This window comes from Kineococcus sp. TRM81007 (assembly GCF_022669155.1).
In the GTDB taxonomy this organism is placed as follows: Bacteria; Actinomycetota; Actinomycetes; order Actinomycetales; family Kineococcaceae; genus Kineococcus.
In genome coordinates this window covers 52,322-65,824 of sequence record NZ_JALBVB010000040.1, presented here as the reverse complement: position 1 = coordinate 65,824, position 13,503 = coordinate 52,322, and the positions used below count along the sequence as shown (strand labels likewise).

Genomic DNA, 13,503 nt, shown 5'->3' with positions numbered 1-13,503 from the left:
ACCCCTGCACCGAGTGTTGCGTTTACGCAGCACTGGAGGGGTGGTGAGCAAGGGCAAGGGGGCGCCGGACGCCGGGCAGCTGCACAACCGCCTCGCGGTGCTGCGCGCCGAGCGGGGCATCAGTCGCCGCCAACTGGCCGAAGCGGTGGGCATCAACGTCCAGACCGTCGGCTTCCTCGAGCGCGGCGACTACGGCCCCTCCGTGGAACTGGCCCTGCGCTGGCCGGCCACTTCGGCCTGCCGGTCGAGGCGATCTTCTCCCCGACCCCCTTCCCGCCCATGTCGACGCAGCTGTACGCCACACCCGCGACGACCACCGCGACGCCCTCGACGGCAGGAGCGAACTCGTGAACACCTCCAACACCCGCACTGGTCGAGGCAGCGCGCAACGACGCAAGCGCAGGTGCGGAACGAGCGCCAGCAGCCGCTGCCGGCCTGGCTGGCCACGCGCACCAGTCGCCGCGCCCTGGCCCTGGTGCCGGTGGCCACCTTCGCCCGCACCGTCGGCGCACCGTGCGCCACTCGCCCCGTCGTGGCGGATCCCGCACGTTCCTAGTGCGTGATGGTGGTCTGCTGGTAGAGCGCCAGGCGGATCTCCTCGCCGAGGAGGCAGTAGACGCTGGCCATGAGTGCCGTGAACGGAGCCGCGTCGCCTTCCCGGGTGGCAGTCGCCGTGTAGACGAGGGCAGCCGAACGGTCGCTCACCGGGACGACCCGAGCGTCCTCCAGCTCGTAGGACGTCCAGGGCGGGGCGCCGTCGAGAGAACCGGCGATGGTGTCGCGGTCCATCACCACGCCGTTCGGCAGGACCATGAGCGCGTCCGGCGTCATGAGCCGGCCGTAGAAGGTGCCGCCCTCGGAGCGGCAGAGCGAGTCCCAGCCGCGCCGCTCGATGGAGAGGAGTCGTTCGAGACCGAGGTCGGGCATGCCCTGAACCTATCGACGGCGTGGTTCGGACACCACGATCGACGGACTCCGCGGCGACCGCTCACCACGCCGTCCTGCGCGTGCGTGATCCATCGTCGAGGGCTCCCGGTCAGGTCGGAAGCCCCCCGGGGAGGGCCGATCGCCACGTGGCTCAGACGCTGGAACCGGCGCAGCCGGTGGTCTCCCTTCCCCTACGGCCCCGACCGGCTCCCGATGACGGGCCCGGTCGATCCGGGGCTGCTCGGGTCTCCAGGCCCAGCGCCCGCAGCCGGCGCGTCGGCACGCAGTGCACCGAGCAGCAGGTGCAGCACCTGCCACGCCTGCTCCGCAGCAGCCTGCGGGTCGGGACTGCTCGCAGCCCACGACGCGGCCTCGTCCATGGCACCGGAGAGCACCGCGACCACCGCGCCCGCTTCAACCCCGATCCCGGGCCCGGTGCGCAACCGCCCAGCACCCAGCAACTCACGCACCCCCTCGTGCAGCAGCCGCCGGGAGTGGCGCGCATCCAGCTCACGCCAGCGCGCCCAGCCCAGCACCGCCGGTGCCTCCACCAGCAGCAACCGGCGCACGCCCGCCTGCGTGCTGGCGGTCAGGAACGCGCGGCAACCGGCGACCAGCTGCTCCCAGGCGTCCTCGCCGGCCGCCTGCGCCGCGTGCTGCACCTGTTCAGCCACCTGCTGCTGCACCTGCTCCAGCACCGCGGTGAACAACCCCTGCCGGCTGCCGAAGTGGTGGTACACCGCTCCCCGGGTCACCCCTGCAGCAGTGGCCACCTCCTCCACGGCGACGTCGACGTAACCGCGGCAGCTGTACAGCTCGCGCGCCGCGCCCAGCACCGCAGCGGCCGTGGCCGCGCTCTGCTCCTTGGTGTTTCGTGCCACCGGTCTCCTCCCTCGCGGGGTGGTCGACTGCCGCCACCCATTTACATACAGACTGTTCGTATGTGAACGTAGCAGCGCCCGCGCACCCCACGGGAGTCCTGACACCTTCCTCGAGGAGCAGAACGTGCAGCTGACCAGCGTCTACCCCGTCGTGCTCAGCGCCGACGTGGCCGCCGCCGCCGACTTCTGGCGCACCCAGTTCGGCTTCGCCACCACCTTCGACTCCGGCTGGTACGTCAGCCTGCGCCGCCAGCAGTGGGAACTGGGCATCGTCGCCGCCGAGCACGACACCGTCCCGGCCGGCCACCGGCAGCCCACCGCCGCCCTGCTGATCAACCTCGAGGTCGACGACGTCGACGAGCAGTACCGCCGCCTGGTCCTCGACGGCCCCCTGCGAGCGGTGCTGCCCCTGCGTTCAGAACCCTTCGGACAGCGGCACTTCATCGTCGCCGCCCCCGACGGCGTCCTGGTCGACGTCATCACCCCCATCGAACCCGACGCCTCCTACGCGCCTCACGTCTCCACGGCGACGGCGGCGTCCTCGGACAGCCACGGCTGAACGGAAGGCGCAAGGGACCCGGGAACCCGGAAGCCGACGTCGAACTGCAGCGCACCCGTCGAAGATCCGCGTCGCGGCCGTGTCGATCCGGTGGGTTCTCTCGTCCGCGCAGGTTCGGAAGCCGTTGCAGAGGTCGGCTGAGGGCTGCTCATCGCGCAGTTCCAGCACCAGGAGCGCGACTGATCGGCTCCGTCGTCATCGAGGTCCCCTGGAGGTCGAGAGCCTTGAGCAGAGCCACAGTGATCCTGATGGTGGGGCTTCCGGGTGCGGGCAAGACGGTCCGGGCGCGACAGTTGGAGCAGCAGCAGCAGGCGCTGCGCCTGACACCGGATGAGTGGATGATCCCCCTCTTCGGCGAGCCCGATGCCGGCGGCAAGCGAGACGTCCTGGAAGGACGGCTGTTGTGGACGGCCCTGCAGGTGGCCGGAGGAGGGCTCGACGTGGTCGTCGACTTCGGACTGTGGGGGCGCGATGAGCGCTCGGCCCTGCGCTGGTTGTTCACCGCAGCCGGAGCCGACTGCCGCATCGAGTACCTGCCCCTGGACGTCGAGACGCAACTCACCCGGATCCGGCAGCGGTTCGCCCGCACACCCGAGCAGACGTTCGAGATCAGCGCTGAGGACCTCCAGGGCTGGCGTGAGAGCTTCCAGGAGCCGACCGCCGATGAGCTCCGAGGCGATCCGGTGCCCCCACCTCCGACCGGGTACGCCACCTGGTCCGCCTGGGCCGCCACCCGCTGGCCCTCGCTACCCGATTCCCACGGCCACCCGGCCAGCCACCCCTGAGCACACCCTCCCCCTCGCCCTGCCCGGAAACGCTGGCCACTGACCCCGGCGAAGACTCACACCGCACGCTCCTGCCGCACCGGGGGCGCGATCAAAGGCGGGACCGGGTCACAGCCCCAGGTCGCGGTCGACCTCCGCTCGCGGCCACACCGGCACCTGCGCCAGGTGCTCACGGATGAAGGCCGCCTCCTGCTGGTCCAGGCCGTACGAGCCGTCCAGGTCGTCGGCACCGCCACCGACGTACGCGATCGACCAGGCGGTGCGGCACGGACCGGGGTGCTCACCCGGCGCCGCGCACAGCGCCTCACCGATCACCTCCTGCAGCTCCTGCACCTGTTCGGGGGTGGCCAGGACGTCCACCACGAGGCGGAAGGGCTGACGGGCGTCGTTCTCGGGCTGCTGCGGTGGAGGCTCCGGCACGTCCTCGACGCTATCCAGGCAACCGGTGAGCGCCAGTGCTTTCCGGCCACCTCGGTGCGCGCGCCCGACGCCGACCACGCGCGATCACGGTCGGCCGAGACCGCTCAGTCCTGCTTGACACGTGACCCGACGACGCAGGCGCCGGCGGCACCCGGAGGACCGACCGCATGAGCATCACCGCGCCCGCCGGCCCCCTGGGCGAGGCCATCGCCCACCTGGTGCTGGTTCCCTACCTGCGCCGGTTGCTGCGCCAGCGAGCTGCTCACGTCAAACGCACTGCCGAGTCCGCCGGTGAGCGGAACCGACGAGCCGCTACGCACTCGTCCGGCGCTGTCGTGGACGTCCGCAGACGCTGTGGCCGACGAGCCGGCGTCCTGGACCTCACGGACGTGATCAGCCGAAGTCCCGGACGAAACGACGCTCGGGACGCCCCGCTGACCCGCGCACCTCGATGGCGCCGGCGTCCACCCAGCCTGCACGCTCGTAGGCGCTGATCGCTCGCACGTTGTCAGCGATCACCCACAGCTCACCGCGACGGAACCTCGCCCGGCAGGCGTGCTCCCGCACGTGCTCGAGCAGTGCCCGCCCTGCACCGGACCCCCAGACCTCGGGGTCGGTGGCGAGCAGCGGTCCAACACCTCCCCACAGCAGCTCACCGCCGCAGCAGCCGACGACGACGACGACGACCTGATCGTCGTCGCCGACCCGACCGCCTCGTCCTCTGCGGAACTGCTGCTACTGCTCGAAGGTTCAGGGCGCCGGCGGCGGTAGATGCGAGTGGCGGCAGCACTGCTTGTGGGTGGCGGAGAACAACCTGACCCTGGTCGACATGGACTGGGACGACTTCGCGCAACACCTCGACGACGGTGCACTCGTCGCCGGCCAGGTGATGCACAGCCTGCTGATCGCCCCCGAGCAGGAGGACGTGCTTCCCGGCATCACGATCGTCGATGTCGTCAGCTGGATCACCACCCGTGAAGTCGCGGTGAGGACCGACCCGACGCGCGCGGCGCAGACCACGGAGTCGCTGGTTCGGGCCTGGGTCACGCCACTCGAGGGACCGCGCATCGACTGGTTCCGTGAACCGACCGGTACCGCTCGGGAGGTCTACGACGCCGAACCGGTGCGGCACGGCACACCCGCGAGTACCTGGCGACCGCCTACGGCCCGGACCTGGACACCAGCAGCGCCTGACCACCGGCCTGCTCACCGAAGCACCAAACCGGGCCTGCACCGCGGGCCCTCCCCAACCCCCTCCTGCCAGTCGCACCCGCGGTTCACGGTCGTGTCGATCGCGGTCGACACCGAGGTGGTCCGTACGTGGATGACGGTGGGGACCGGGCGCGCTACCGTGGAGGTGTGCTTCGGCTCACGACCTCCTTTGCTCGCCCCCGGCTGCTGAGCAGCCGTGAGGGCACCGAGGTCTGCCGGTAGCCCATCACGGGGCCGTCGGCCGGGGGTGTCGCCCACCGGACCGACCACACGAAGGAACGCCCGTGAACACCTCACCTTCTCCGCTGCCCGCCCGAGACCTGCTCGCGGCACTCGAACTGCGCGACCTCACCGATCCCGCCCAGGGCCCGCACGCGATGCAACTGCTGCTCGAGGACGTGCTCAGCGCCCTCACCCGCACGTGGGGCTGCGCCCTGGACCTGCGCCACCTGCATCCGCTGGTGGCGGTGGAGGACAACTACGACCGCCTGGGCTACGCGCACGGGGACGTCACCCGCGATGCCCGCTACAGCCGCTACGTCGGCGAGAGCGTCATGCTGCGCAGCCACACCAGTGCCGGCATCCCGCCGGTCCTTCGACAGCTCGCCGCCAGGCTCCGAGCCGGCGGTGGTGCGGGAGACGGACTGAACGGGCTCGACGTGCTGCTGGCGCTGCCAGGGGTGGTCCACCGCCGCGACAGCATCGACCGCCTGCACGTGGGCACCCCGCACCAGGTGGACCTGTGGCGCATCGTCATCACCGCAGACGACGACCCGGACGCCGGTCCCACGTCGCTGCCCGGGCCGGGCCAGATGCAGCAGATGATCGCTCTGCTCGTGCAGGCCGTGCTCCCGGGGGCGCAGTGGCGCACCACCGCCGCGGTGCACCCCTACACCCGCGCCGGGATGCAGGTGGACGTGCGCACCCCCGCGGGGTGGGTGGAGCTGGCCGAGTGCGGTCTGATCGCCGAGCACGTCCTGACCGGCGCAGGCCTGGACCCGGCCCGCGTCGGCGGCCTGGCGCTGGGCATGGGCTTGGACCGGGCTCTGATGCTGCGCAAGGGCATCGACGACATCCGCGTTCTGCGCTCGAACGATCCGCGCCTCGCGGGGCAACTGCTGGACCTGTCCCCGTGGCGGCCGGTGTCCTCCCAGCCACCGGTGCGCCGGGACCTGTCCATCGTCACCGGTGACGACGTCGATGCCGAACTGCTCGGCGACGCGGTGCGCTCGGCGCTGGGGGCCGCCGCCGAGGACCTGGAATCCGTCAGCGTCCTGGCCACCACCCGGCATGAAGACCTCCCGCCGGCGGCGCGGGAACGGCTGGGAACCCGGCCCGGGCAGGTCAACGTGCTGCTGCGCCTGGTGCTGCGCCCCCTGGGTGCCACCTCGACCGATGAGGAGGCCAACCAGTTGCGTGACCGTGTCTACGCCGTCGTGCACCGCGGACCGGTCATGGAGTGGGCCAGGAGCTGACCACGGTGTGCGGTCGCGACGGGCTGGGGGCGGGTCGACCGCCGTTCCCGGCACCGCGATCGGGTGCGCTCATGTCCCCCGTGGCGGGTTCGCCGTCGGCCAGCGCGTAGCGAAGGTGCACGGTGCCCCTCGGGCCGGCGACCGGGAGTTCGAGGAGCGTGAGGTTCGTGGGCACCGCACCACCGCCGAACACCTTCTTCCCCGCACCGAGCACGATCGGGTGCACCCGCAGGTCCAGACGGTCGAAGAGCTTCTCGCGCAGCAGTGTCTGCACCAGGTCCAGGCTCCCGACGACCTTCACGTGCTCGTGCCGGTCACGGACCCGGCGCACCGCGCCGGGGAGGTCGGGGCCCAGCTGGGTGGAGCCGGCCCACGACAGGTCCGGCCTGCCGCGGGAGGCCACGTACTTCGGGACGCGGTTGAAGAGCGCGGCGATCCCACCGCCCCGCTGGTGCGGCCAGTGGGCGGCGAAGATGTCGTACGCCCGCCGGCCGAGCAGGAGGGCGTCGGTCCCCACGTACGCGGCGGCGACCCGCGAGCGCCGGTGGACTCATCGCTGCGACGGCACCCGGTCCCGCGGTCCGGGGGCGTCGCGCGCCGGTGTTCACACCGGTGCGGCCTCCACGACCCGCTTCAGGCGGGCGAGGTCCTCGGTCACGAGGGCGGCGTCCCGCTCGAGGTCCGCGTCGCTCGTGCCGGGCGAGCGGCGCAGCGTGAACACCACCTCGCACCCGTCGCCGTCGGCGATGACCCGCAGCGGCACGTGGACCTCCTCACCGGACGGTGTCAGCACGTCGTGGTCGAGCACGCCGAACTCGTTGAGCGGGGCGAACCTGATCCGCGCCCGGCCCTGCGGTGCGAGGACGAACCACTCGCCGTCCTCGTGCACCACCGAGGTGCCCACGCCGGAGGACCACCGCGTCAGGTTCGCCGGGTCGCGGGCGAAGGCGTAGACCTGCCCGGCCGGCCGGTCGACGTGCACGCTCAGGTGCTGCGATCCGGTGGTCACCGCACGAGGGTGGCACGACGGCACGGGGTGGAGCCAGAGCCCCGAGGGTCTCGGCAACGCCGCCGCCGCGTGGCACGATCACCCTCGTCGGCAGTCGGACCGCTCGCACCGCAGAGGTGCGCTGAGCCGTGGACGGAGACGACCGGTGGGCGAGAGCACGGGGACGGGTGCGCAGCACCCCGCGGACGGCCACGACCTGATCCGCGTGCACGGGGCACGCGAGAACAACCTCAAGGACGTCAGCGTCGAGATCCCCAAGCGCCGGCTGACGGTGTTCACCGGGGTCTCCGGTTCCGGCAAGAGCTCGCTGGTGTTCGGGACCATCGCCGCGGAGTCGCAGCGGCTCATCAACGAGACGTACAGCACGTTCGTGCAGGGTTTCATGCCGGCGCTGTCGCGGCCCGAGGTCGACGTGCTCGACGGGCTGACGACGGCCATCGTCGTGGACCAGGAGCGGATGGGCGCCAACCCGCGCTCCACCGTCGGCACCGCCACGGACGCCCACGCGATGCTGCGCATCCTGTTCAGCCGGCTCGGCACGCCGCGCATCGGCGGCCCCGGGGCGTTCTCCTTCAACGTCCCCTCGGTGCGGGCCAGCGGCGCGATCACGGTCCAGCGCGGCGAGCGCACCAAGGCGGAGAAGGCGACGTTCAGCCGCCTGGGCGGCATGTGCCCGCGGTGCGAGGGCGCGGGCACGGTCAACGACATCGACCGCGCGGCGCTGTACGACGCGACCAGGTCCCTGAGCGAGGGCGCGCTCCTGGTCCCCGGTTACAGCATGGACGGCTGGTACGGCCGCCTCTTCCAGGGCATCGGGCTCGACCTGGGCAAGCCGATCGGGAAGTACACGAAGAGGGAGCTGCACGACCTGCTCCACAAGGAACCGACCAAGGTCAAGGTCGAGGGCGTCAACCTCACCTACGAGGGCGTGATCCCCAAGATCCGGAAGTCCGTGCTCTCCAAGGACGTGGACGCGCTGCAGCCGCACGTCCGCCGCTTCGTGGAGCGGGCGGTGACGTTCCAGACGTGCCCCGAGTGCGACGGCACCCGGCTCGCCCCCGAGGCGCGCTCGTCGCGGATCGCCGGGAAGAACATCGCCGACGTCTGCGCGATGCAGATCAGCGACGCGGCCCGGTGGGTCGGCGAGCTCGACGAGCCCTCGGTGGCGCCGCTGCTGGCGGGGCTGCGGCACCTGCTCGACTCGTTCACGGAGATCGGCCTGGGGTACCTCTCGCTCGACCGCCCGTCGGGCACGCTGTCGGGCGGTGAGGCGCAACGCACCAAGATGATCCGCCACCTCGGCTCGGCGCTCACCGACGTCACCTACGTCTTCGACGAACCGACGATCGGGCTGCACCCGCACGACGTGGCGCGGATGAACGACCTGCTGCTGCGGCTGCGGGACAAGGGCAACACCGTGCTCGTCGTGGAGCACAAGCCCGAGGCGATCGCGATCGCCGACCACGTGGTCGACCTCGGTCCCGGCGCCGGGACGGCCGGTGGCACCGTGTGCTTCGAGGGCACCGTGGAGGGGTTGCGGGCCAGCGGCACGACGACCGGCCGTCACCTCGACGACCGCACGCGCCTGAAGGAGACGGTGCGGGAACCCACCGGCGTGCTGGAGGTCCGCGGTGCGAGCACCCACAACCTGAAGGGCGTCGACGTCGACGTCCCGCTCGGGGTGCTGGTCGTCGTCACCGGGGTGGCGGGCTCGGGCAAGAGCTCGCTCGTGCACGGGTCGATCGCCGGGCGCGACGGGGTGGTCGTGGTCGACCAGGGCGCCATCCGCGGCTCGCGCCGCAGCAACCCCGCCACGTACACCGGGCTGCTCGAGCCGGTCCGCAAGGCGTTCGCGAAGGCCAACGGCGTCAAGCCCGCGCTGTTCAGCGCGAACTCCGAGGGCGCCTGCCCCACCTGCGGCGGCGCCGGCGTCGTCTACACCGACCTGGGGGTGATGGCCGGCGTCGCGACCACCTGCGAGGACTGCGAGGGCAAGCGGTTCCAGGCCGCGGTCCTGGAGCACCGCCTCGCCGGGCGCGACATCAGCGAGGTGCTCGCGATGACGGTGGCCGAGGCCGGGGAGTTCTTCGGCGCCGGGGAGGCGCGCATCCCGGCCGCGCACGCCGTCCTGGGTCGGCTCGCCGACGTCGGGCTCGGCTACCTCACCCTCGGCCAGCCGCTCACCACGCTGTCCGGCGGCGAGCGGCAGCGGCTGAAGCTGGCCACGCACATGGGCCAGGAGGGCGGTGTCTACGTCCTCGACGAGCCGACCACCGGGCTGCACCTCGCCGACGTCGAGCAGCTGCTCGGCCTGCTGGACCGGCTCGTGGACGCGGGCACGTCGGTCGTCGTCATCGAGCACCACCAGGCGGTCATCGCGCACGCCGACCGGATCATCGACCTCGGCCCCGGGGCGGGCCACGACGGCGGCCGGGTCGTCTTCGAGGGCACGCCCGCCGAGCTCGTCGCCGCCCGCTCCACCCTGACCGGCGAGCACCTGGCGGCGTACGTCGGCGTCTGAGCGCGGCGCGACCCGGAGCCCTGGCCGCCCCTGCTCAGGGGAGGCTATCCTCACCGCGTCGCGGGATCCTCGCGGCCACCACCACGACCCTGGAGCTCCGCATGCGCCGCCGCACCCTGCTGACGACCGCCCTCACCACCGCCGGGGTGCTGGCCGCCACCGCAGCGTGCGGGGACGGCGACGAGGGCGGCGACGCGGCGGCCGCCCCCGCGACCGGCAGCGCGGACACCGGGGCGTTCCCCGCCACCGTGGAGCACGCCTTCGGCAGCACCACGATCGAGGAGGAGCCGCAGCGGGTGGTGACCGTCGGCTTCAACGACCAGGACTTCGTCCTCGCCCTCGGGGTCACCCCCGTCGGCGTGCGCGAGAACCTGGGCTACGACGCCTCCACCCGCCCGTGGGCGCAGGACCTGCTGCCCGCCGAGCCGCTGCCGCTGGTGGGCTCGACGGAGCTCAGCGTGGAGGCCATCGCCGCGCTGTCGCCCGACCTCGTCGTGGGCACGTACGCGTTCCTCACCGAGGGCCTCTACCAGCAGCTGTCCGGCGTCGCCCCCACTGTCGGGGACCTGGAGATGTCGCCGGAGGGCGGCTCCACCGCCACCTGGCAGGAGCAGCTCGCCGCCACCGGCACCGCCCTGGGCAAGTCCGAGGAGGCCGAGGCGCTCACCGCCGAGGTGGAGGGAAAGATCGCCGCGGCCCGCGACGCGCACCCCGAGTTCGCCGAGCGCACCATCAGCGTGGTGCTCGTGCTCGACTCCGGCTACTACGCGCTGGACTCCTCCGACCCGCGCGGCCGGTTCTTCACCGACCTGGGGTTCACCGCCTCCGGCACCACCGGCGAGGTCAGCGCCGAGCAGGTGTCCCTGCTCGACACCGACGTGCTCGTCGTCCTGGGCGCCACCCGCGAGGAGTTCGCCGCGAACCCGCTGGCCGCGGCCCTGCCGGTCGTCACCGAGAACCGCACCGTCTACGTGGGTGACTTCGCCGGGGACTTCGCCGGCGCCCTGGGGTTCGCCAGCCCGCTGTCGCTGCCGTACGCGGTCGAGCTGGCCGTGCCGCAGCTCGCCGCCGCGAGCGACGGCGACCCCGCCACGGTGCCCGCCGAGCTGTGAGACGCCGCGGCCGGCGGGTTCAGCTCGCCGGCCGCAACAGGTCGCGCTCCTCCACGAGGCCGAGGGCGAGGGCGCGGTAACCCACGGCCTCGAACAGCACGGTGACGCGGTCCTCCTCGTAGTGCATCACCTGCCCCGCACCCCACTCCGGGTGCTGCACGGTGGAGCCCACGGGGAACGGCTCGTCGCTACCGGTGTCGCTGTGCTCCTGCGCGGTTCCCGCGCGGCAGGTGTCGCAGTGCCCGCACGGCTGGTCCAGCTCCTCGCCGAAGTACCCGAGGAGGAACTGCCGGCGGCACGCGGTGGTCTCCGCGTACGTGCGCATCATCTCCAGCCGGGACCGCTCCACGGAACGCTGCCGCTCCGACAGCTCCACGGCGGCCGCCGCCGCGTCCGCGGGTCCAGGCCCACCGGGGGCGGCGAGCAACCGGCCGCGCTCGTCCTCGTGGACGGCGCCCACCTCCTGCAGGAGGTTCACCACACCCGCCAGGCGGGTGGCGGTGGTGCCCAGCTCCCGGCGCAGCTCCGTGGGTCCCACGGGTCCGTCGTGGGCGCGCACCGCCGCGGCGACCTCCCGCAGCGGTTCGGCCCTGGCGACGCCGGAGGTGAAGAACGTCCGCAGACCCAGGTCTTCGGGCCGGTGGTGCAGGACCGCGCGAGCCGGCTGCCCGTCGCGGGCGGCACGACCGATCTCCTGGTAGTAGCTGTCCAGGGAGTCCGGGACGTGGGCGTGCACGACCGCGCGCACGTCGGGCTTGTCGATCCCCATGCCGAACGCGTTCGTGGCGACCACCACGTCCAGGGCGCCGTCGACGAACTCGCGCAGCACCCGGTCTCGGTCGGCGCGCTTGCGGCCCGCGTGGTAGAAGTCCGCCGCCCGGCCCGCCTCGCGCAGTTCCGAGGCCAGTTCCTCCGCGTCGCGGCGCCGCGCCACGTAGACGATGACGGCACCGTCCGTCGCGGTCACCGAGTCCAGCACCCCGGCGCGCTGGCGGCCCGCGTCGGAGTACCGGCGCACCTGCAGGTCGATCTCGGGGCGGTCGAAACCCTCCACGAGCACCAGCGGGTCGCGCAGCCGCAGCTGCTCCAGCACCTCGGCGCGCACCTGCGGGCTGGCGGTGGCCGTCAGGGCCACCACCTGCGGGCGGCCCAGCCGCTCGGCGGCCGACCCCAGCCGCAGGTACTGCGGACGGAAGTCGTGGCCCCAGGAGGACACGCAGTGCGCCTCGTCCACCACCAGCAGGCGGGGCCGGAGCTCCGCGAGCTCGTCGATCACCTCGTCGCGCGCCAGCTGCTCGGGGGCGAGGAACACGAACCGCACGTCCCCGGTGCGCAGCGACTCCCTCGCCTCGCGCCAGGCGGACGCCGGCAGCTGGGAGTTCAGCATCACCGCGCCGCCGCGGCGCGCGTCCTCGCGCAAGCCGTCCACCTGGTCGCGCTGCAGGGCGATGAGCGGGGACACCACGACGACGGGGCCGTCCAGCAGCAGCGCCGGCACCTGGTGGATCGCCGACTTGCCCGCACCGGTGGGCATGACGGCCAGGACGTCACGCCCGGCCAGCACCGCCTCCATCGCCTCGGCCTGCCCGGGGCGCAGCTCCCGGTACCCGAACGCCTCGCGCGCGGTGCGCAGCAGCTCGGCGCGCCGGTCACCGCCACCGCTCACGGCGTCGGCATCCCCCCGTTGACGTTGAGCACCTCGCCCACCACGTAGCTGGACTCCGGGGAGGCGAGGAAGACGTACGCGGGAGCCAGCTCGGCGGGCTGCGCGGCGCGACCGATGGGCGTCGACTGCCCGAACTCCGGCATCGCCTCGTCCGGCTGCCCGCCCGCGATCTGCAGCGGCGTCCACACCGGGCCGGGGGCGACCACGTTGACGCGGATCCCCTTCGGGGCCAGCTGCTGCGCCAGCGCCTTGGACATGGCGATGATCCCGGACTTCGTCGTGGCGTAGTCCACGAGGTTCGGGGACGGCTGGTAGCCCTGCACGGAGGAGGTGTTGACGACCGCGGAGCCCGGCGGCAGGTGCGGCACCGCCTCCTGCACGATCCAGAACAGCGCGTTCAGGTTCGTGCGCACCGTCTCGTCGAACTGCGCCGAGGTGAGGTCGGCGACGTCCTCGACGTGCTGCTGCTTGCCGGCGACGTTCGCGATGAGGTCGACGCCGCCCAGCTCGTCGACGGTGGTGCGCACCAGGGAGCGGGCGAACGCCTCGTCGGTCAGGTCACCGGGAGCCAGCACGGCCTTGCGGCCGGCGTCGCGCACGAGCTGCGCGACCTGCTCGGCGTCCTGCTGCTCCTCGGGCAGGTAGTTGAGCACGACGTCAGCGCCCTCGCGGGCGAACGCGATCGTCGCGGCGCGGCCGATGCCGGAGTCGGCACCGGTGACCAGCGCCTTGCGGCCGGCCAGGCGGCCGGTGCCGCGGTAGGTGGACTCGCCGTGGTCGGGGGCCGGGCCCTGCTCGCTCGCCAGGCCGGGACCCTCCTGCGGCTGGGGCTCGAAGCCCTCCGTGCGGTACTGCGTCACCGGGTTCTGGAAGGTGTACTGGTCGCTCACGGACCCCACGCTAGGCAGCGTCGCGGCGGCCCGCGCGGCGAGCGCC

The 13,503-nt window shown here is 72.8% G+C and carries 13 protein-coding genes and 3 pseudogenes; 8 read left to right on the top strand and 8 right to left on the bottom strand.

Annotation, left to right across the window (positions count from 1 at the left end; genetic code table 11):
- Positions 1 to 40 precede the first annotated feature (40 nt).
- Together MN205_RS22270 and MN205_RS21635 are read left to right on the top strand one after the other, a co-directional pair.
- Positions 41 to 351, top strand: a pseudogene (locus MN205_RS22270) (helix-turn-helix transcriptional regulator).
- A 52-nt stretch (positions 352 to 403) separates the two neighbouring features.
- A complete protein-coding gene (locus MN205_RS21635) occupies positions 404 to 556 on the top strand; it encodes a hypothetical protein (RefSeq protein WP_242125327.1) in 153 nt (50 codons plus the stop codon).
- Here the strand turns inward: MN205_RS21635 and MN205_RS05725 are convergent.
- Both MN205_RS05725 and MN205_RS05720 read right to left on the bottom strand, forming a co-directional pair.
- Positions 553 to 927 carry a nuclear transport factor 2 family protein gene (locus MN205_RS05725; protein WP_242125166.1) on the bottom strand — a complete coding sequence of 125 codons (375 nt, stop codon included), beginning with the start codon at positions 925 to 927 and terminating at the stop codon, positions 553 to 555. The genes MN205_RS21635 and MN205_RS05725 overlap by 4 nt on opposite strands.
- Before the next feature lie 191 nt (positions 928 to 1,118).
- Complete coding sequence (locus MN205_RS05720) at positions 1,119 to 1,808, bottom strand: TetR/AcrR family transcriptional regulator (protein WP_242125164.1); 690 nt, start codon at positions 1,806 to 1,808, stop codon at positions 1,119 to 1,121.
- A 124-nt stretch (positions 1,809 to 1,932) separates the two neighbouring features.
- Here MN205_RS05720 and MN205_RS05715 point away from each other — a divergent pair, with 124 nt between their 5' ends.
- Together MN205_RS05715 and MN205_RS05710 are read left to right on the top strand one after the other, a co-directional pair.
- Positions 1,933 to 2,367: a VOC family protein gene (locus tag MN205_RS05715; RefSeq protein ID WP_242125163.1), complete on the top strand. Its 435-nt coding sequence runs from the start codon at positions 1,933 to 1,935 to the stop codon at positions 2,365 to 2,367.
- A 248-nt stretch (positions 2,368 to 2,615) separates the two neighbouring features.
- The gene (locus MN205_RS05710) at positions 2,616 to 3,152 is read left to right on the top strand and encodes an ATP-binding protein (protein WP_242125321.1); all 537 of its coding nucleotides are present in this window, start codon (positions 2,616 to 2,618) and stop codon (positions 3,150 to 3,152) included.
- Positions 3,153 to 3,260: 108 nt separating this feature from the next.
- Here the strand turns inward: MN205_RS05710 and MN205_RS05705 are convergent, their stop codons facing one another.
- Both MN205_RS05705 and MN205_RS05700 read right to left on the bottom strand, forming a co-directional pair.
- On the bottom strand, positions 3,261 to 3,572 hold the full coding sequence (locus tag MN205_RS05705) for a hypothetical protein (RefSeq protein WP_242125161.1): 312 nt from the start codon (positions 3,570 to 3,572) through the stop codon (positions 3,261 to 3,263).
- Positions 3,573 to 3,965: 393 nt separating this feature from the next.
- Positions 3,966 to 4,253 (bottom strand): annotated as a pseudogene (locus MN205_RS05700) (GNAT family N-acetyltransferase); the annotation flags it as partial.
- Positions 4,254 to 4,371: 118 nt separating this feature from the next.
- Here MN205_RS05700 and MN205_RS05695 point away from each other — a divergent pair.
- Both MN205_RS05695 and MN205_RS05690 read left to right on the top strand, forming a co-directional pair.
- Positions 4,372 to 4,974, top strand: coding sequence for a hypothetical protein (locus MN205_RS05695; RefSeq protein ID WP_242125159.1), 603 nt, complete (start codon positions 4,372 to 4,374; stop codon positions 4,972 to 4,974).
- A gap of 94 nt (positions 4,975 to 5,068) precedes the next feature.
- The gene (locus MN205_RS05690) at positions 5,069 to 6,259 is read left to right on the top strand and encodes a hypothetical protein (RefSeq protein WP_242125157.1); all 1,191 of its coding nucleotides are present in this window, start codon (positions 5,069 to 5,071) and stop codon (positions 6,257 to 6,259) included.
- On the opposite strand, the pseudogene MN205_RS05685 reads toward MN205_RS05690, so the two are convergent.
- A pseudogene (locus MN205_RS05685) lies at positions 6,237 to 6,797 on the bottom strand (dihydrofolate reductase family protein); the annotation flags it as partial. The gene MN205_RS05690 and the pseudogene MN205_RS05685 overlap by 23 nt on opposite strands.
- A gap of 66 nt (positions 6,798 to 6,863) precedes the next feature.
- Positions 6,864 to 7,268 (bottom strand): SRPBCC family protein, encoded by a 405-nt coding sequence (locus MN205_RS05680; RefSeq protein WP_242125154.1) that lies wholly within the window; start codon positions 7,266 to 7,268, stop codon positions 6,864 to 6,866.
- A 145-nt stretch (positions 7,269 to 7,413) separates the two neighbouring features.
- Here MN205_RS05680 and MN205_RS05675 point away from each other — a divergent pair, with 145 nt between their 5' ends.
- Both MN205_RS05675 and MN205_RS05670 read left to right on the top strand, forming a co-directional pair.
- Positions 7,414 to 9,789, top strand: coding sequence for an excinuclease ABC subunit UvrA (locus MN205_RS05675; RefSeq protein WP_242125152.1), 2,376 nt, complete (start codon positions 7,414 to 7,416; stop codon positions 9,787 to 9,789).
- Between the two features lie 101 nt (positions 9,790 to 9,890).
- Positions 9,891 to 10,901, top strand: coding sequence for an iron-siderophore ABC transporter substrate-binding protein (locus MN205_RS05670; protein ID WP_242125150.1), 1,011 nt, complete (start codon positions 9,891 to 9,893; stop codon positions 10,899 to 10,901).
- Between the two features lie 19 nt (positions 10,902 to 10,920).
- On the opposite strand, the gene MN205_RS05665 is transcribed toward MN205_RS05670, so the two are convergent.
- Entirely contained in the window at positions 10,921 to 12,567 is a 1,647-nt protein-coding gene (locus tag MN205_RS05665; protein WP_242125148.1) for a RecQ family ATP-dependent DNA helicase, read from the bottom strand.
- Positions 12,564 to 13,457 (bottom strand): SDR family oxidoreductase, encoded by an 894-nt coding sequence (locus MN205_RS05660; RefSeq protein WP_242125147.1) that lies wholly within the window; start codon positions 13,455 to 13,457, stop codon positions 12,564 to 12,566. Before MN205_RS05660 ends, MN205_RS05665 begins: the two co-directional genes overlap by 4 nt.
- Positions 13,458 to 13,503 lie beyond the last annotated feature (46 nt).

Bases quoted from the DNA above. Each gene is read 5' to 3' on its own strand.
- MN205_RS05725 (WP_242125166.1), bottom strand. From the start codon at position 927: ATGCCCGACCTCGGTCTCGAACGACTCCTCTCCATCGAGCGGCGCGGC.
- MN205_RS05710 (WP_242125321.1), top strand. From the start codon at position 2,616: ATGGTGGGGCTTCCGGGTGCGGGCAAGACGGTCCGGGCGCGACAGTTG.
- MN205_RS05670 (WP_242125150.1), top strand. From the start codon at position 9,891: ATGCGCCGCCGCACCCTGCTGACGACCGCCCTCACCACCGCCGGGGTG.